Genomic DNA, 17,393 nt, shown 5'->3' with positions numbered 1-17,393 from the left:
GGCGTGACGACCGCCGAGTGATCCCCGCCGGCGTGACGACCGCCACGGTGAGGCCGGCGCCACTTCTCTGTTTAAGAGGGGTGGCGTTGGTGCACAGTGATGTGCAACTTACCGGAGGGCGGCGGTCATGGTCGTAGTCGTGGTGTTCGCAGCGGCGTTGGTGCTCGGGGTCGGCTCGGCGCGAGCGATGTGGCCGGACGAGCTCGACAACTGAGCAACCGCCGGCCCGTTCTCGTCGCGCGGAATCAACCCGCTTTCGGAAGATAGACAGATCTCGTTCAACATCGTTACGGCGCGGTAAAATGAGGCACGTGGGAGCGCTCCCAGAACGCGCTCTCAAGCCGACCGCAGGAGGACCTGTTGCGTTACGGGCACTTCGATGACGACCAGCGCGAGTACGTGATCGACCGGCCGGACACGCCGCTGCCGTGGATCAACTACCTCGGCACGGACGCCTACTTCGGGATCATCTCCAACACCGCCGGCGGGTACTCGTTCTATCGCGACGCCAAACTGCGGCGGCTCACCCGCTACCGGTACAACAACGCACCCCTCGACGTCGGCGGACGCTACGTCTACGTCCGCGACGACGAGACCGGCGACTATTGGTCACCCTCCTGGCAACCCACCCCGGAAAAAGAGCTGACCGGGTACGAATGCCGGCACGGCCTGTCCTACACCAGGATCGCTTCGACCCGGGGCGGCATCGCGGCCGAGACGCTGTACTTCGCGCCGCTGGGGGAGACCCTCGAAGTCTGGCGGGTGCGGGTGACCAACACCCGGGACACCCCGGCCGAGCTGTCGCTGTTCTCCTCGGTCGAGTTCTGCCTGTGGGACGCGCAGGACGACGCCACGAACTACCAGCGCAACTACTCGATCGGCCAGGTCGAGGTCGAGGACGGCGTGATCTACCACAAGACCGAGTACCGGGAGCGGCGCGACCACTTCGCGTACTTCGCCTGTTCGGAGCCGTTGGCCGGGTTCGACACGTCGCGGGACGCGTTCCTCGGCGCCTACCGGGGGTACGACCGGCCGGCTGCCGTGGAGAACGGCGCGGCAAGCGACTCGATCGCGCACGGCTGGCAGCCGATCGGCAGCCACCACGTCAAGCTGGCGCTCGCGCCCGGCGAGACCCGTGAGGTCGAGTTCGTGCTGGGGTACGCGGAGAACCCGCGCGACGACAAGTTCGACCCGCCGGGATCGCAGACGCTGAACAAGTCCCGGGTCAAGCCGGTGATCGAGCGATGGCTGCGGCCGGAGACGGTCGAGCAGGGCCTGGCGGATCTCCGAACCTACTGGGACGGACTGCTCGGGCAGTTCCAGGTCAGGACCCCGGACGGGGACACCGACCGGATGGTGAACATCTGGAACGCGTACCAATGTCTGGTCACCTTCAACATGAGCCGGTCGGCCTCGGGATACGAGTCGGGGATCGGCCGAGGCATGGGGTTCCGCGACTCCAACCAGGACCTGCTCGGGTTCGTGCACATGGTTCCGGGGCGGGCCCGGCAGCGGATCCTGGACATCGCGGCCACCCAGAAGGAGACCGGCGGCGCGTACCACCAGTACCAGCCGCTGACGAAGCGCGGGAACAACGACATCGGCGAGGGTTTCAACGACGACCCGCTGTGGCTGATCCTGGGCGTGGCCGCGTACATCAAGGAGACCGGTGACACCGGGCTGCTGGACGAGGCGGTGCCGTTCGACAACGCGGCCGGCAGCGAGGAACCGCTGTACGAGCACCTGCGCCGGTCCCTGCGGTACACCCTGGAACGGCTGGGCCCGCACGGGCTGCCGCTGATCGGCCGGGCCGACTGGAACGACTGCCTGAACCTGAACTGCTTCTCCGACACCCCGGGCGAGCCGTTCCAGACCACCGAGAACGCCCACGGCGGGGTCGCCGAGTCGGTGTTCATCGCCGGACTGTTCGTGCTGGCCGCCAAGGAGCTGGCCGGCATCGCCGCGCTGCGGGAACTGGACGGCGAGGAGGTCTATTACCGGGCCGCCGCCGAGAAGATGGCCGGCACGGTCGCCGAGCACGGCTGGGACGGCGCCTGGTTCCGGCGGGCGTACGACTTCCACGGCACCGTGATCGGGTCAGGCGAGAACGACGAGGGGCAGATCTTCATCGAGCCGCAGGGCATCTGCGTGCTCGGCGGGGTCGGCCTGGACGACGGCCTCGCGGTGAAAGCCCTGGACAGCGTGGCGGAACGGCTCGCCACCCCGCACGGCATCGTGCTCCAGCAGCCGGCGTACTCGGGGTACCGCATCGAGCTCGGTGAGATCTCGTCGTACCCGCCCGGGTACAAGGAGAACGCCGGGATCTTCTGCCACACCAACCCGTGGATCATGATCGCCGAGGCGATGACCGGCAACGGCGACCGCGCGTTCGACTACTACCAGCGGCTCAACCCGTCGGCGCGGGAGACGATCAGCGAGGTGCACCGCTGCGAGCCGTACGTGTACGCCCAGATGATCGCCGGCAAGGACGCCCCGACACACGGCGAGGCGAAGAACTCCTGGCTCTCCGGCACCGCCGCCTGGAACTTCGTGGCGATCACGCAGTGGATCCTCGGCATCCGCCCCGATTTCACCGGCCTGCGGGTCGACCCGGTCCTGCCCGGCGGCTGGACGGGATTCGAGGCGACCCGCAGGTTCCGCGGTTCCACGTACCAGATCGAGGTGGAAGGCGGAAGCCGCATCACCCACCTGGAGATCGACGGCGCCCGCGTCGAGGGAAACCTGATTCCCCTGGCGGAGCCGGGCGCCGTCGTCCACGTGAAGGCGAAAGCAACTCAGGCCTGATTGCGGGCCGCGCGCACCCCTGCCTCCACCCGGTCGCCGAGGTGCTTGTCGACGTTGTGCCAGTACTCGAAGGCGCGCAGCAGCACCGGCTCGCTGACGCCTTCGAGTAGGTGGCCGACGATGTTGGCGACGAGGCGGTCACGGGCCGGGCCGTCGAGGACCTCACGGACCAGCGTCCCGGCCTGGCCCCAGTCGTCGTCCTCGGCGTGCCGGCTGTACGCGGACCGGACCATGTCACCGTCCGAGTGCCAGGTGCCACCGTCGTCGGTCAGTCCCGGCTGGGCCTGCGGGCCGCCGTAGGAGTTCGGCGCGTACACCGGGTCGGTGGCGTTCTGGACGCGCATCGCGCCGTCCTTGGAGTAACTGTGCGTCTCCACCTTGGGCGCGTTGACCGGGATCTGCTTGTAGTTGACGCCGAGCCGGGCCCGGTGCGCGTCGGCGTAGCTGAAACCGCGCGCGAGCAGCATCTTGTCCGGGGAGAGGCCGGTGCCGGGCACCGTGTTGTTCGGCTCGAACGCGACCTGTTCCATCTCGGTGTGATAGTCGGTCACGTTGCGGTTCAGGGTGAGCCGGCCGACCTCGCGCAGCGGGTAATCGCCGTGCGGCCAGACCTTGGTCAGGTCGAACGGGTTGAACCGGTACGCCTTGGCCTCTTCGAATCCCATCACCTGCACGTGCAGGGTCCAGCTCGGGAACTGACCGGTTTTGATCGCGGTGAACAGGTCGCGCTGGTGGTAGTCGCCGTCCGAGCCGGCCAGCTGGTCCGCGTCGGCCTGGGTGAGGGACTCGATGCCCTGGTCGGACTTGAAGTGGTACTTCACCCAGAACTTCTCGCCGGCCGCGTTGATCCACATGTAGGTGTGGCTGCCGTACCCGTTCATGTGCCGCCAGTCGCGCGGGATGCCCCGGTCGCCCATCAGATAGGTGACCTGGTGCGCCGACTCCGGCGACAGGGTCCAGAAGTCCCACTGCATGTCGTGGTCGCGCAGGTTGCTGTCGGCGCGGCGCTTCTGCGAGCGGATGAAGTGCTGAAACTTCATCGGGTCGCGGATGAAGAAGATCGGGGTGTTGTTGCCGACGATGTCCAGGTTGCCGTCGGGCGTGTAGAACTTCACGGCGAAGCCGCGCGGGTCGCGCCAGGTGTCCGGGCTGCCACGCTCGCCGGCGACGGTCGAGAACCGTACGATCGTCTCGGTTTCCGTACCCGGCTGGAAGAGTTTCGCGCGGGTGAGGTCGCTCAGATCCTGAGTGACACGGAAGGTGCCGAAGGCGCCGCCGCCTTTCGCGTGCGGCTGGCGTTCCGGGATGCGTTCCCGGTTGAAATTCGCCATCTGCTCGATCAGGTAGTGGTCCTGGAGCAGAAGCGGGCCGTCCGAGCCGACCGAAAGTGAATGCTCGTCCGAGGCGACCGGGATACCGGCGTCAGTGGTGGTGTGCGGACGTTCGGGAGTGCTCACGGTGAACTCCTTTCCATCAGCAACCCACGTTGCCCCCTTTTCTGGAACGAGTCAAATTAAGCGGAGGAGGGCACGGGGACGTCGTCGGCCAGCAGCCAGGCGTTGGCGAGGTCGCGCCAGAGACCGTCCGGGATCGGCAGCCGTGCCATCGCCGCCGCGTCGGCCGCCTCCTCCGCCGACCGCATCCCGACCAGCACCGATGTGACCGCCGGATGGGCGAGGGGGAACTGGATCGCGGCCGCCCGCAGCGGCACGCCGTGCCGCTCGCAGAGCCGGGCCATCGCCTGCGCGCGGGCCGCGACCTCGGGCGCGGCCGGCCGATATTCGTAGATCTTGGTGTTCCAGGGGTCGGCCAGGACACCGGAGTTGAAGACGCCGCCGACGATCACCGAGACGCCGCGGCGTTCACACTCGGGCAGCAGGTCGGCCAGGCCGGATTGGTCGAGCAGCGAATACCGGCCGGCGAGCAGCACGCAGTCGAGAAGGCCGGTGCGAACGAATTCGGTCAGCATCCGGGATTGGTTCATCCCAGCGGAAACCGCCCCGATCACGCCGTCCTTGCGCAGGCCGGCGAGCACCGGCAGAGCACCTGCCAGCGCCTCGTCAAAATGGGAATCCGGGTCGTGCAGGTGAAGCACGTCGATCCGGTCCAGGCCGAGACGATTCAGGCTTTCTTCGAACGCGTTCCGGGTGCCCTCGGCGGTGAAATCGAAGACCGGGGTGCAACCGGTGGGTTCGGCCCAGATATCCGGTCCGGGCGGGCCGGCCCGGGGCACCAAACGGCGGCCGACTTTCGTCGAGAGCGTGAAATCGGAGCGTTTCCGCAGCGCCGCTCCGGCCCTGCGTTCCGACAATCCGGCGCCGTACAGCGGGGCGGTATCGAAGAAGCGCACCCCCGATCGCCAGGCCGTATCGATCGCCTCCACCGCGGCCTCGTCACCGACCGGGGTGAACAGACCCCCGATCGGAGCCAGACCCATGCCGAGCCGGGTGACCATGACGCCGGAGGCGCCGAGTTCCACATTCTCGAACGGATCCACTCCAGTTGTTTAACGGTGATCGATGTCCGGGTCAACCGCTGGCGGGACTCAGCGTGCTTATTCCGTCGCATTCGGTCGATGAATCGCCCCCGGTATGGGCGCCCCGCACCGGCCGAAGATCCGCTGCACCGGTGACCGGCGTGATAGGCAGTGAGGATGAAACCGCGCCGCTATCCGGTTCCGGCCCCTGTCACCGAGGGGGATCTGACGATCTGGCGTGACGCCGTCGTCGGCGAGGTGAGTGGATTCCGGCCGCTCACGCTGGACGTTTTCCGGCCGGCGGGTGAGGAGAAACGCCCCCTGATCGTCTGGATTCACGGCGGCGCGTGGCGCAAGGGCAGCAACAAAGGCGAGGCGGTCGCCCAGGTGCCCGACCATCTGGTGAAAGCCGGATACGCGGTGGCCCGGGTGACGTACCGGCTCAGTGGCGAGGCGCAGTTCCCCGCCCAGCTGCACGATGTGAAAGCGGCCGTCCGCTGGCTGCGCCAGAACGCGACCGAGCTGGGTGTCGACCCGGCCCGGTTCGGCGTGTGGGGCGAGTCGGCCGGCGGGCATCTCGCCACCCTGGTGGCGCTGACCGGCAAGGACCCGGAGCTGGCCGGCGACGTCGGTGTCACCGGATCGTCCGACTCGGTGGCCGTCGCCGTGGTCTGGTACGGCCCGTCGAACCTGCTCAGCATGGCCTCGCAGAACCACCCGGACGGCCTGCAGGACCACGACGACCCGGAGTCGCCGGAGAGCCGCCTGATCGGCGGGCCGGTCCAGGAGCTGCCCAAAGAGGCGGCGGCGGCCAGCCCGGTCACCTACGTGACCGAGACGGCGCCGCCGATCCTGCTGGTGCACGGCGACGAGGACCGCATCGTGCCGGTGGGGCAGAGCATCGAGTTGCAGCAGCGGCTCGCCGAGGCGGGCACGAGCGTCGAGCTGCGGATCGTGGCGGGTGCCGATCACTGCCTGATCGGCACCGACCCCGGTCCTGAGGTGAGCGCGTCGATCGCCCACCTGAATTCCGTGCTGAAAAAGAAGTGAACCTCAAGAAGTCATAGACGAGGCAGGACCTTCGCGCCGAAGGTCTCCACGAACGGCCCGAGATCCTGACCCACGTGGTGCAGGTAGATGCGGTCGAAGCCGAGCGCCGCGTAACCCTTGAGCCAGTCGACGTGCTTCTCCAGGTCGGCGGAGATGTTGACCGACTCGCGCACCTGGTCGACCGTCACGTTCGCGGAGATCAGGTCGAACTCCTCGGCGGTCGCGGTGTCCCAGCAGACCGGCGGCTTGAAGATGTTGCTGCGCCACTGGTGGTGGGCGATCTCCTCGGCCTCGGTCTCGGTCGGCGCCCAGCTCAGGTGGACCTGAAGGGCGATCGGGCCACGGCCGCCGGCATCCCGGTACGCCGAGATCATCTCGCGCAGGTGGTCCTCCGGCGCGTTCACGGTGACCAGGCCGTCGGCCCACTCGGCGCACCAGCGCGCGGTCTTCACACTGATCGCCGCGCCGATCAGCGGCGGGGTCGCCTCCGGCCGGGTCCAGAGCCGGGCCCGGTCGACGGTGATCAGGCCGTCGCGGGACACCTCCTCGCCGGCGAGCAGGTCACGGATCACGTCGACGCTCTCGCGCAGCCGGGCGTTGCGGACATCCTTGCGCGGCCACTCCCCGCCGACCACGTGCTCGTTGCTGAACTCACCGGAGCCGAGCGCGGTCCAGAACCGCCCCGGGTACATCGAGCCGAGCGTGCCGATCGCCTGCGCGATGATCGCCGGGTGGTACCGGTGTCCCGGCGCGTTGACCACGCCGAACGACAGGTTTGTCGCCTGCAGCGCGGCGCCCAGCCAGGACCATGCGAAACCCGACTGGCCCTGGCGGGCGCTCCACGGCGAGAAATGGTCGGAACACATCGCCGCTTGGAAGCCGGCGCGTTCGGCGGCGATCACCGCTTGAAGGAGGTCGCCGGGTGGGATCTGCTCGTGCGAGGCGTGGATTCCGTACTCCGTCATGGCCCTCTGGTACCCACGCCGTGTGCCTTCACTAACCCGGTGCCATCACCAGGATCCCGAGACACATTTCGTCACTCGTGCCCTCACCCCACACCACATAGCGCGACGGCAGCGTCTTGAGCTGCGGCAGCTGCTTGCGCAGCAGCGCGTCATGCGTACAGGTAACCCGGACGATGTCACCCTGAGCGACTTTCACCGGCTTCTTCAGGGGTACGAGTGACTGGTTGTCGAAGTCGTAGGAAGGTACATCGAGAACCGTTGTCGCTTTCGGGGTACCCGGGTTCAGCTCGACCTTGATCGACCGGCCGAGCAGGTGCATGTGCCCCGCCGCCATGTAGATCGTGCCGGCCTCGCCGACCGGCTGGTCGCAGTGCTGGGTGTTGCCCGCCTTCGGGGCTTTCCCGGCGTTGCACCACTGGTTGAGCTGCTCGACGGTCTCGGCCGACTCGGCGCCGAACCGTTTCGCCACGTCGGCGATCGCGGTCTCCCGGTCGCACAGCGGCCCGCTGCCGCCGGGCTCGCAGGGCAACTCGATCGGCGCCTGCGCCAGCGCGGTCTCCAGCGGCTTGAGGCCGGAGTCGCCGGCCGCGAGCCGCATCTTCATGCCGGACTGGTCGGCGCCGCTGGTGTTGAGCAGGTTGTAGTGCACCTGCATGATCAGTTTGCTGCCCGGCGGCATGACGAAGCCGAACCCGTCCGGCATCAGGGTCTCGCCGGCGCCCGGGGCCCAGTGCGCCACCCACGCGGTCTGCCCCTGCACCCCGGAGTCGCCGAAGCAGGTCCAGCCCTCGCCGGTGCTTTCCTGATCCACTTTCGCGGCCTCGGTGGCCTGCTCCGGGTCGACCCGGTAGAAGATCGCGTGGTGCACGATCGCCTCGTTCTGCGGCAGGAACTGGCTGCCGGTCAGGTAGGCGGGCTCGGTCAGTTGCGGATCGACCAGGAAGCACCGGTACTCGTCGGTGCCGCCGTTCGGCGCGGCCGGCGTGTACGGCTGATCCAGCCCGACGTCGACGAACCGCTCGCCGTCGCGCAGCGGTGAGGGCGGCGGCGCGGAGCCGCCGGTATGACCGGCATGGCTGCTCTGCGCGGGTGCGGCGGGCTGCTCTGCTTCCGGGCCGGCCGCGCAGGCCGCCGTTCCCAGGAGCAGCGCGGTCACGGCCAGGGCAAAGGTGGATCTCATACGGGCCTCCCCGGGGCCAGGTTACGAGACCACCTCATCCTGCCGAACTGGGCATGATCGATGTATCCGTGACAACCCGGAAATAGCGTCCCCTAGGGGGCGGGCCCGTAAAGGTTCCTTTGAATTTGTTCGCTTTGCGTTTGGGAGCGCGACCAGTAGGGTCGTGAATCGCGCATTCTCGACCATTACCGAAGCGCAATTTAAGTCGCCCGTAATCAAAACTTAAAACTTACGAGGAAAAGACATGCGAACGTACGGTCGCGGCCGTCGGCTGATCGCGGGGGCGATCGCCGCCCTGGCGCTGGGTGCGTGCTCACCGGGCACTCCGCAGGCGGAGGGCGTAGCGGTGAATTCGACGCTCGACCCGGCCTCACCTGCGACAACAGGAGTTATCGCCGCTCCGGGGGCGACGGGATCGGCAAGCGCCGGGGCGTCCGCCTCCGCGTCGGCTTCCCTGTCCGCTTCCGCTTCGGCCAGCGCTTCGGGAACGGCCTCGGCGGCGACCGCGGCGGGTGGCTGCGGCCGCGCCGTCGCGGCTGCTCCGAAAGCCAGAATCACCGACGTGAAACTGCCGAATTCCGTCATCGGATACGGCTCCGAAGGTGACACCGAAAAGCTTCCGCTCGCCATTGCGGCCCGCCCCGACGGCACCTCCTGGCTGGCCTGGATGGGCACGAACGGCAAGGTCAACCTCGGCAAGCTGGGCTGCGACGACAAGCTGACCGGCACGCCCACCAGCTTCACCGGCATCGATCTGCAGGACGTCGCCGCCGACGCCACCGGCGGCGTGCTGCTGCTGACCCGCAAGGGCTCCTGCGGCGACGGGCCGCTCTGCGGCGGCGAGTCCAGCCCGTGCAACACCATGCACATGGTCCGGTTCGACAACAACGGCAAGCTGGTCTGGGAACGTCAGGTCACCAACCTGACCGGCGGCAAGCAGGGGTACGACGACGGCGCCCGGTTCATCTGGTGGTACCAGCACCACGGCCGGCTCGCGACCGACGGCAAGAACTGGGCGGCGTACTTCGGCGTCGCCATCACCGTGAAGAACGGCAGCTGCGTCGACGTGCACGAGGGCGACCGGATGCAGGTCGTCAGCGCGAGCGGCAAGCTCGTCGGCGGGCACGCCGACGCGTTCGAGGTGGGCTGCAGCCACGCCTGGACGTCACGGATCGTCTGGGACCCCAAGACGAAGAAGTTCGTGACGGTCTGCGCCACCGACAACGAGTGCCGGGTCGCCCAGCCCGACCCCTATCGCACGGTCGCGGCCGGTACCTGTGACGGCAGCCTGTTCAACGGTGACGTCGTGCTCGCCAAGAGCAAGGGTTACTGGGCGGCGTGGAGCCAGGGCGGCTCGGTGCGGCTGGAGAAGTTCACCACCGGCAAGTCGACCAGCACGATCAAGACCGGCGCTTCGGCCGCGCATCCGCACCTGGTCGGTTACGGCAGCGGCCGGATGCTGCTGGCCTGGCAGTCCGGGTCGTCAATGGCCGTTCAGGCGTACGACTCGGGCACCGGCTCGACCGTCGGGGCGAAGCTGACGGTCAAGGTGAAGGACCACGCCTACCAGGCGTTCAAGGCGTACTCCGACGGCAGTGTGGCCTATCCGGCCGCCGGCAGCACCAGCACGTCGGTGAAGGTCGCGCGAGTGCTGCCGATCAACTGACCGTGTGTCGATTTAGGGTGCGATCCGCACCCTAAATCGACACGCTGGGGGTGATCGGTGTCCAGGCGACGTATTTGCCGCTGCGGTTGTCGCCGGATGACCGCCCCCGCAGCCGCCGGTTGATCCACGGCAGTACGTGCTCCCGGTAATAGCGCAGCTCGGCCGCCAGACTCTTCGTCCCGGCCGGGTCCGGCGCCACCACGTACGCCTCGGTCGGGTAGCCCAGCGCGTTGAGCACCACGCTCGCGACCCGGCGGTGGCCGTTCGTGTTCAGATGCAGCCGGTCTCCCGACCAGTACTGCGGCTTCTGGATCTCCTTGTCGTGGAACATGTCCACGAACGTCAGGTCGTACTTGCTGACAAACGCTGCGACGGCGTCGGTCAGTGCCTCACCCTTCGGCCTCATCCGGCCGCCCATCGGCAGGTGCCCGGACGGGTCGGCGCCGCTGAGCAGCAGCACCCGCACGCCGGCGTCGAGGCACCGGCGCACCGCCTGCTCGGTCATGCCGACCAGGCGGGCCATGTCGTTGCCCGGCCGCATCATGTCGTTGCCACCGCCGTTGAGCGACAGCAACGTCGGCGGCGGTGACAGGGACAGAGCGGCGTCCAGCTGCTCGGTGACGATCGGCTCCAGAAGCCGGCCACGGATCGCCAGGTTCGCGTACTCGATGGGTTTTCCCTCGCCGGAAGCGATGCCGGCGGCGACCAAATCCGCCCAGCCCCGCTCGCTGCCGTCAGGCAGCGTGTCGCCCAGACCCTCGGTGAAGCTGTCACCGATGGCGACGTACCTCGTCATTACCCACTCCCACCGTTGTTGATCAGCTCTGACGCTACCCGGCGGGGGACCCGGAGTGATCCTTCAGGATGTGTCCTGGCAAGCTTTGCGGCCGTGGAAGCTCTCCGGTTGGTTCTCCTCTTCATTCACCTCGTCGGATTCGCGCTGCTGCTCGGCGGCGGTGTCTCGACGCTGCTCTCCGGCAAGATCCGGATCAGCAGGACGGTGCTCTGGGGCTCGATCATCCAGCTGGTCAGCGGCCTCGGGCTGGCCGCGCCGCTGCGGGGTGGCGGCGACAACGAGCCGGACCCGGTCAAGCTGGGCGTGAAGTTGCTCGTCGCCGTTCTCATCTTCATCATGGTCTTCATCCCGCGGAAGCGGGACGAGGTCAACAGGGGCCACTTCATCGGCATCATCACGCTCACCGTGGTGAATGCGGCGGTAGCGGTCTTCTGGCGCTGAGCGCATACGGGGAAGGCAACACTGGCCGGCGGCGCGTACGCTCGATCGCGCAGCCGGCGACCTCGCGTGATCAAGCCCACGGCGCAGCCACAGGGCGGTTGCGTAGGATTTCGGGCCGCACGACCGCAACTGACAGGAGCCAGGGAGCACCATGCCGCTCACTCCAGCTGACATTCACAATGTCGCCTTCAAGAAACCCCCGATCGGCAAGCGGGGCTACGACGAGGAGGAGGTCGACGCCTTCCTGGACGAGGTCGAGCAGGAGCTGATCCGTCTCATCGACGAGAACGGCGCTCTGCGTGACCAGGCTCAGCGTGGCGGCGGCGCGCAGGCGAGCGCGGCATCGACGATGGTGCTCAACAACGAGTTCGCCGAGCTCGCCTCCCAGCTGGAGCGCCTGCAGGAGGCGCGAGCCCGCGCCGAGCAGAACGCGCGCAACATGCAGTCCCAGCTGGAGCGCGCCCGCTCCGAGGCGTCCAGCCAGAGCCAGGCCCTGGTGCCGGTCGACGACGACCGCAACTCGCGGGTGCTGATGATGGCGCAGCGCACCGCCGACGAGCACATGCGTGACGCCCAGCGCGAGTCCGACTCGGTGCTCACCGGCGCACAGAACAAGGCCGAGCAGCTGATGAGCGACGCCCAGCTCAAGGCCAGCACGATAGAGAGCGACGCGCGGCGCAACCACGCCGAGGCGATGGACAGCATCGTGGAGAAACGTGCCGCCCTGCTCGACGAGATCGACCGGCTGGGCCAGCTCGCGCAGAGTTACCAGGGCGCGCTGACCAACCACGTCCAGCAGCAGCTGATGGACCTGACCAGCGCCCCCGACGGCGCGGTCTGACGGTAATGCTTTGCCCGGGGCTCTCCAAGCCCCGGGCAAGACCTTTTTAAGGCCGCATTTCGTACGCGCCGACAAGCGACAAGACCTGGTCCCAGATCCGGCCGGTGCGCTCCGCGTCGACAACCGGGCGCAGCACCTGTGACAACGCCCACTGCGCCTGAGCGTCGGTCGTCGCCGCCTTGCCGTGCAGCTCGGTGGCGTACGCCGAGAAGTCCTGGACCAGGATGCCGAAGATCTCGTCGAGGATGTCGGTCCCGGTCTCTGCTTTGCCGGCGTTCTCCAGGATCAGCTGGCCGTAGACGACAAGCGCGAACAGCTGGCCGACAGCGAGCAGGAAGTCCAGGTCGCCCTGCTGCGCCTCGTCCGGCGCGTGCTTGAGCAGCAGCTCGCACAGACCGTCAGCCTGCCTGCGGAATCGGGCCACGTTCGGAATGCCCGCGTGCGCGTCGTACACCGTGCGCCAGTCGTGGAACTGGATCTGCCCGAGACCCCGCGCCGGACCCTGACGGAACAGGAACTCGTCGTCGGCGTCGTCGTGCCGGGCCGGCACCGGTGCGTACTCGGCCGGCTTGAACAGGTAGTTCGGCATGAACTTCAGGATCAGGGCCAGGTTCACGTGGACCGTACCCTCAAGCTTGGGAAGTCCCCGGATGTCCTTGGCGGCCTTGTCGAAGTAGGTGTCCGCCTCGAAGCCCTTCGCCGCGATCACGTCCCAGAGCAGGTCGATGACCTTCTCGCCCTCGGTGGTGACCTTCATCTTGGTCATCGGGTTGAAGAGCAGATAACGGCGGTCGTCCGGCCCGGCCGAGCGGAAATAGTCCACCGCCCGATCGGCGAAGAGCTTCATGGCCACCAGCCTGGTGTACGCGTCGGTCAGCTCCCGTCGCACGTGCGGGAACGCGGTCACCGGCTTGCCGTACAGCATCCGGCGGTGCGCGTGGGTGACCGCCTCGTACATCGCGTGCTCGCTGATGCCGATCGCTGCCGTGCACAGGTTGAACTTGCCGACGTTTACCGTGTTCAGCGCGGCGTCGAACGCGGCCTTGCCGGTGTGCAGCACGTCCTGCTCCCGCACCGGGTAGTCGTCCAGCCGGAACTCGCTGACGAACATCTGCGAGTTCACCACGTTCTTCACGAGGTGGTAGCTCGGGTGGCGGCTGTCGGCGGCGAAGAACACGTACCCCTCGGGGCCCTCGATATCGGCCCGGCGGCCGAAGACGCTGACCAGGCCCGCGACGTTGCCGTTGCCGATGTAGTACTTGCTGCCGGAGGCGGTGAAGCCCTCGTCAGTCGGCGTCAGGACCATGTCGGTGGCGTAGATGTCGGCGCCGTGGCTGCGCTCGGAGAGGCCGAACGCCATCACGTGGCCGTCCCGGAGCAGCTGCGCGGCGTGCTCGCGGGCCTGCGCGTTGGCGCTCTGCCAGACCGGGCCGAGGCCGAGGACGGTGACCTGCCAGGTGTACCAGTAGTTGAGGCCGTAGAAGCCGAGGATCTCGCTGAGCGCCACGTTGCGGGCGGTGTCCCAGCGGGTGCCCTCCCCGTCGGCGGCCGGCGTCAGGAACTCGGCGAACAGGCCCTCTTTGCCGGCGAACTCCAGGAAGTCCGCGTACCACTCGCGATCGATGTACGTGTCCAGCAGCGCCTTCTTACCGCGCTCCTCGAAGAAGTCGATCGTGGCGCGCAGCAGGCGCCGGGTCTCCGGGTCGAAATGCGCCGGGTCATAGGTGTGCGGGTTGAACAACACTGTTCTGTACTTTCCTCTCAGATTTTTCGCAGCGTCTCGAGGACGTCGTCGAGCCAGTCGAGCAGCATCCGCTCGTAGGCGATCCCGCCTCGCAGCACCACGTGTTGCAGCCGTTGCCCCGTGTCCAGGTCGGTGTCGTCCGGGAAGTCGCGCTTCTCACCGGTGAGGTACCGGTTCAGTGTCGTCTCGTGCTCGGCCCGATAACGCACAACCTCGGCGATCAGCGCGGTCCGCCCGGCATCGTCGTCGAAGGCCGCCCCGCGGATCTTCACAGCGAGCTCGTGCCGGACCGCCTCGGGCTGAACCGGCTCCCGGAGCCACTCGACCAGCTGGTCACGGCCGTCGCCGGTGACCGAGTAGGCCCGTTTGTCCGGCCGGCCGTCCTGCCCGATCGCCTCGGAGTTGACCCACCCGTCGGACTCCATCCGCTTCAGAACGCGGTAGATCTGCTGGTGAGTCGCGTTCCAGAACCGGCCGATGGATCGCTCGAAACGCCGGGCCAGCTCGTAGCCCGACCCGGGCTGCTCCAGCAGCGAAACCAGAATCGCGTGCTCCAGGGCCATGCCCGCCATCCTGCTATGCAACGAGTTGCATAGCAAGGCCCGGCGGGCGGCGCGAAAAATGATCGGCAGTGGTTGCGGGGGCGTTTTGCGTAGATATGACACGATCTGGTGATGCTTTTGTCTCGCCGGGCTGTGCTGGGAGCTGGGGCCGCCGCTCTCACCGGCGCGGGGTCGGATGTGCGGCGGCCGGTGCCGCGGCCCAGCGCCGGCCGGACGTCCGCGCCCGACTGGACCGCCCTCGCCGCCTCGCTCGACGGACGTCTTGAGCTTCCGGACACCGCGCTGTACGAGCGGACCCGGCAGCTCGCTGACCCCCGCTTCGACCCGGTCCACCCGCCCGCGATCGCTGTCGTCGCGCACGCCGCCGATGTCGCCGAGGTGGTGCGGTTCGCCCGCGCGGCCCGCGTCGCCGTCGTCACGCGCGGGGGTGGGCACTCCTACGTCGGGGCGTCCACCACGGCCGGCGGGGTCGTGCTCGACCTGCGAGGGATCCAGGACGTGCGGTACGACTGGGGGAGCGGCACCGCGGCGGTCGGCGGTGGCGCGCGGCTCGGTGACGTCTACGACCGGCTCGGCGCGGCCGGGCGGTCGATCCCCTCGGGCTCGTGCGGGACGGTCGGGATCAGCGGGATCACCCTCGGTGGTGGGATCGGCATGGCGGCCTCGGCGTACGGGCTGACGTGTGACGCCGTCGTCGAAGCCGAGGTGGTGACCGCCGACGGGAACGCGCGGACGGTCGACGCGCAGCGCGAACGGGACCTGTTCTGGGCGCTGCGCGGTGGTGGTGGCGGTCAGTTCGGGGTCGTCACCGGCTGGCGGATGCGCACGCACCGGGTCACCACGACCGGGACGTTCGTCCTGAACTATCCCTGGGGTGAGGCCGCCAGAGTCGCCGCCGGCTGGCAGGCGCGGCTCGCCACGGCGCCGGACGAGACCTGGTCGACCTGTCAGTTCGCGTCCGACCGGAACGGGCGATTGAGCGTACGCATCTCGGGGGTTGTGCTGGAGGGTGACCCGGACGCGGAGGCCGCGGAGATCGCTCGGGCGGTCGGGCGTGAGCCCGCGCTCGCGACGCTGGAGCGCCGCGCCCACCTGGACGTCGTGCATGATCGCGCGGGGGAGGCGCGGCGGCGGACGGAACTCGCGGGCAGTGAGATCTTTCGATGGGCATTGCCGGAGCCGGCGATCGCCGAACTGCTGGCGACGGTGGAGCGGCGGGCTCGGGCGCGCAAGCCCGGGGTGGCGAAGTTCAAGCGGCTGACCGGCGCGGCCGGGCGGGTGGCTGCGGACGCGACAGCGTTCCCGTGGCGGGGCGCGCACACCATGCTGCAGTGGCTGGTGCTGCCCGGAAGCACCGATCCGGCGGCCGTCCAGGATGGTTACGCATGGATCGAATCCGGTCATCGGGTGATGAGCCGCTGGTCGGCGGGCCGGTACGTCAACTATCTGGAGCCGAGCCCGGCGGTGCTGCCCCGGTATTACGGACCGAGCTTTTCGCGGCTGCGCTGGATTCGGGCCACGGTGGACCCTCAGTCGCTGTTCCGGTCACCGTACGCTCTCTGAGATGCAGCGTGTCCTGATCTCCGGCCCGGTCTCCTGGAACCTCATGATCCATGTGGCGGCGTTCCCACGCCCGGAGCCGCATCAGGTCTTCGCCGACTGGCATCACGAGGCGATCGGCGGGACCTCGGCGGGGAAAGCCCTGAACCTGGCCCGGCTGGGCGTGCCGGTCACGCTGAGGACGGTGGTCGGCGACGATGAGCCGGGCCGGCGGATCCTGGCCGCGCTCGACGGGATCGACCTCCTGGTCACGCCCAGCGCGAACGGCTCCGAGCGGCACACCAACCTGATGGACGGAAACGGTCAGCGGCTCTCGATCTACCTGAACCTGCCGTCGATCGAGGGTGAAGCGGCCGTGCCGGCGCTGGACGACGTCGACGTGGTTGTCACCGACCTGGCCGAAATCAGCCGTCCGGTCCTGCGGGCCGCGCGCGCCGCCGGCAAGGAGATCTGGACCGACCTGCACGACTGGGACACCGAGGGCGAGTTCCAGCGCGAGTTCGCCGAGACCGCCGACGTGATCTTCGCCAGCGCCGACCGGCTGCCCGACCCGGTCGTGTTCATGCGCGACCGGATCGATGCCGGTGCTCGGCTGGTGGTCTGCACGTTCGGCGCGGAGGGCGCGATAGCCCTGGAACGCGGCGCCGACCCGATCCACGTCCCCGCCGAGCGGGTCGACGAGGTCGTGGACACCAATGGCGCCGGGGACGCGTTCTTCGCCGGTGTCCTCGCCGGACGGCTGCGCGGCATCCCGCTGCCGGAATGCCTGCGGGAGGGCGCCCGTGCGGGTGCCGCGGCGGTCCGCTCCCGCGAGCTGGCCGGCTGAGGGGTCAGGCGCGTTCCAGCACCACCACCGGGATCTCCCGGTCGGTCTTCTTCTGGTACTCGTCGTAGTCCGGCCAGGCCTCGGCCATCGTCGCCCACATCTCCGGTTTCTCGGCCGGCGTCGCCACCCGCGCCGTCGCCGCGAACCGCTCACCCTTGATCTGGACCTCGACCGCGGGGTCGGCCTCCAGGTTCACGAACCACGCCGGAGGCGCGTCGGTGCCACCTTTCGAGGCCACCACCAGGTACGCGTCGCCGTGCTCGCGGAAGATCAGGGCGTGCGAGCGCTCCTCGCCGGTTTTCCGTCCCTTGGTGAAGAGAATCAGGATCGTGGTGCCGTTGCGCCAGTAGAAACCGTCCTCGCCGTCGGTCTCCAGGTAACGCGCCACGTGCGGGGCGCCGTGCAGATCGATCGCAGATGTCATGATCTGACCCTACCCAGCCGTGCGATGTGACCCACATAAAAAGGGATGACAAGCCC

At 68.4% G+C, this 17,393-nt stretch carries 15 protein-coding genes; 7 read left to right on the top strand and 8 right to left on the bottom strand.

Translation table 11 applies throughout. The features are described 5' to 3' along the window. Nucleotides 1–360 precede the first annotated feature (360 nt). Nucleotides 361–2,805 (top strand): glycoside hydrolase family 94 protein, encoded by a 2,445-nt coding sequence (locus B0I29_RS02080; RefSeq protein WP_111647064.1) that lies wholly within the window; start codon nucleotides 361–363, stop codon nucleotides 2,803–2,805. On the opposite strand, the gene B0I29_RS02075 is transcribed toward B0I29_RS02080, so the two are convergent. Together B0I29_RS02075 and B0I29_RS02070 are read right to left on the bottom strand one after the other, a co-directional pair. Continuing rightward, nucleotides 2,796–4,262 carry a catalase gene (locus B0I29_RS02075; protein ID WP_111647063.1) on the bottom strand — a complete coding sequence of 489 codons (1,467 nt, stop codon included), beginning with the start codon at nucleotides 4,260–4,262 and terminating at the stop codon, nucleotides 2,796–2,798. The genes B0I29_RS02080 and B0I29_RS02075 overlap by 10 nt on opposite strands. 56 nt (nucleotides 4,263–4,318) lie before the next feature. Then, on the bottom strand, nucleotides 4,319–5,302 hold the full coding sequence (locus B0I29_RS02070; RefSeq protein WP_245972134.1) for an aldo/keto reductase: 984 nt from the start codon (nucleotides 5,300–5,302) through the stop codon (nucleotides 4,319–4,321). Between the two features lie 156 nt (nucleotides 5,303–5,458). Between B0I29_RS02070 and B0I29_RS02065 the strand changes: the two genes are divergently transcribed. Continuing rightward, complete coding sequence (locus tag B0I29_RS02065) at nucleotides 5,459–6,331, top strand: alpha/beta hydrolase (protein WP_111647062.1); 873 nt, start codon at nucleotides 5,459–5,461, stop codon at nucleotides 6,329–6,331. Between the two features lie 11 nt (nucleotides 6,332–6,342). Here B0I29_RS02065 and B0I29_RS02060 read toward each other — a convergent pair whose 3' ends face one another. Both B0I29_RS02060 and B0I29_RS02055 read right to left on the bottom strand, forming a co-directional pair. Continuing rightward, nucleotides 6,343–7,296, bottom strand: a complete 954-nt coding sequence (locus B0I29_RS02060; RefSeq protein ID WP_111647061.1) for a TIGR03885 family FMN-dependent LLM class oxidoreductase — start codon at nucleotides 7,294–7,296, stop codon at nucleotides 6,343–6,345. A gap of 31 nt (nucleotides 7,297–7,327) precedes the next feature. After that, a complete protein-coding gene (locus tag B0I29_RS02055; RefSeq protein WP_111647060.1) occupies nucleotides 7,328–8,476 on the bottom strand; it encodes a monooxygenase in 1,149 nt (382 codons plus the stop codon). Between the two features lie 244 nt (nucleotides 8,477–8,720). Here B0I29_RS02055 and B0I29_RS02050 point away from each other — a divergent pair, with 244 nt between their 5' ends. Further along, nucleotides 8,721–10,142, top strand: coding sequence for a hypothetical protein (locus tag B0I29_RS02050; RefSeq protein ID WP_111647059.1), 1,422 nt, complete (start codon nucleotides 8,721–8,723; stop codon nucleotides 10,140–10,142). A gap of 31 nt (nucleotides 10,143–10,173) precedes the next feature. Here the strand turns inward: B0I29_RS02050 and B0I29_RS02045 are convergent, their stop codons facing one another. Then, entirely contained in the window at nucleotides 10,174–10,938 is a 765-nt protein-coding gene (locus tag B0I29_RS02045; protein WP_111647058.1) for an SGNH/GDSL hydrolase family protein, read from the bottom strand. Nucleotides 10,939–11,031: 93 nt separating this feature from the next. On the opposite strand from B0I29_RS02045, the gene B0I29_RS02040 reads away from it, so the two are divergent. After that, the gene (locus B0I29_RS02040; protein WP_111647057.1) at nucleotides 11,032–11,379 is read left to right on the top strand and encodes a hypothetical protein; all 348 of its coding nucleotides are present in this window, start codon (nucleotides 11,032–11,034) and stop codon (nucleotides 11,377–11,379) included. Nucleotides 11,380–11,530: 151 nt separating this feature from the next. Next, nucleotides 11,531–12,220, top strand: a complete 690-nt coding sequence (locus B0I29_RS02035) for a DivIVA domain-containing protein (RefSeq protein ID WP_111647056.1) — start codon at nucleotides 11,531–11,533, stop codon at nucleotides 12,218–12,220. A 46-nt stretch (nucleotides 12,221–12,266) separates the two neighbouring features. Here B0I29_RS02035 and B0I29_RS02030 read toward each other — a convergent pair whose 3' ends face one another. Further along, entirely contained in the window at nucleotides 12,267–13,964 is a 1,698-nt protein-coding gene (locus B0I29_RS02030) for an acyl-CoA dehydrogenase family protein (protein WP_111647055.1), read from the bottom strand. Nucleotides 13,965–13,981: 17 nt separating this feature from the next. Next, entirely contained in the window at nucleotides 13,982–14,527 is a 546-nt protein-coding gene (locus B0I29_RS02025; RefSeq protein WP_111647054.1) for a PadR family transcriptional regulator, read from the bottom strand. 111 nt (nucleotides 14,528–14,638) lie between these two features. Between B0I29_RS02025 and B0I29_RS02020 the strand changes: the two genes are divergently transcribed. Further along, complete coding sequence (locus B0I29_RS02020) at nucleotides 14,639–16,090, top strand: FAD-binding oxidoreductase (RefSeq protein WP_111647053.1); 1,452 nt, start codon at nucleotides 14,639–14,641, stop codon at nucleotides 16,088–16,090. 1 nt (nucleotide 16,091) lies between these two features. Then, a complete protein-coding gene (locus B0I29_RS02015; RefSeq protein WP_111647052.1) occupies nucleotides 16,092–16,913 on the top strand; it encodes a carbohydrate kinase family protein in 822 nt (273 codons plus the stop codon). Nucleotides 16,914–16,917: 4 nt separating this feature from the next. Here B0I29_RS02015 and B0I29_RS02010 read toward each other — a convergent pair whose 3' ends face one another. Continuing rightward, nucleotides 16,918–17,337 carry a nitroreductase family deazaflavin-dependent oxidoreductase gene (locus B0I29_RS02010; protein ID WP_111647051.1) on the bottom strand — a complete coding sequence of 140 codons (420 nt, stop codon included), beginning with the start codon at nucleotides 17,335–17,337 and terminating at the stop codon, nucleotides 16,918–16,920. Between the last annotated feature and the right edge of the window lie 56 nt (nucleotides 17,338–17,393).

The organism is Actinoplanes lutulentus, assembly GCF_003259845.1.
GTDB lineage: Bacteria > Actinomycetota > Actinomycetes > Mycobacteriales > Micromonosporaceae > Actinoplanes > Actinoplanes lutulentus.
This window is presented reverse-complemented; position numbering and strand designations above follow the sequence as displayed.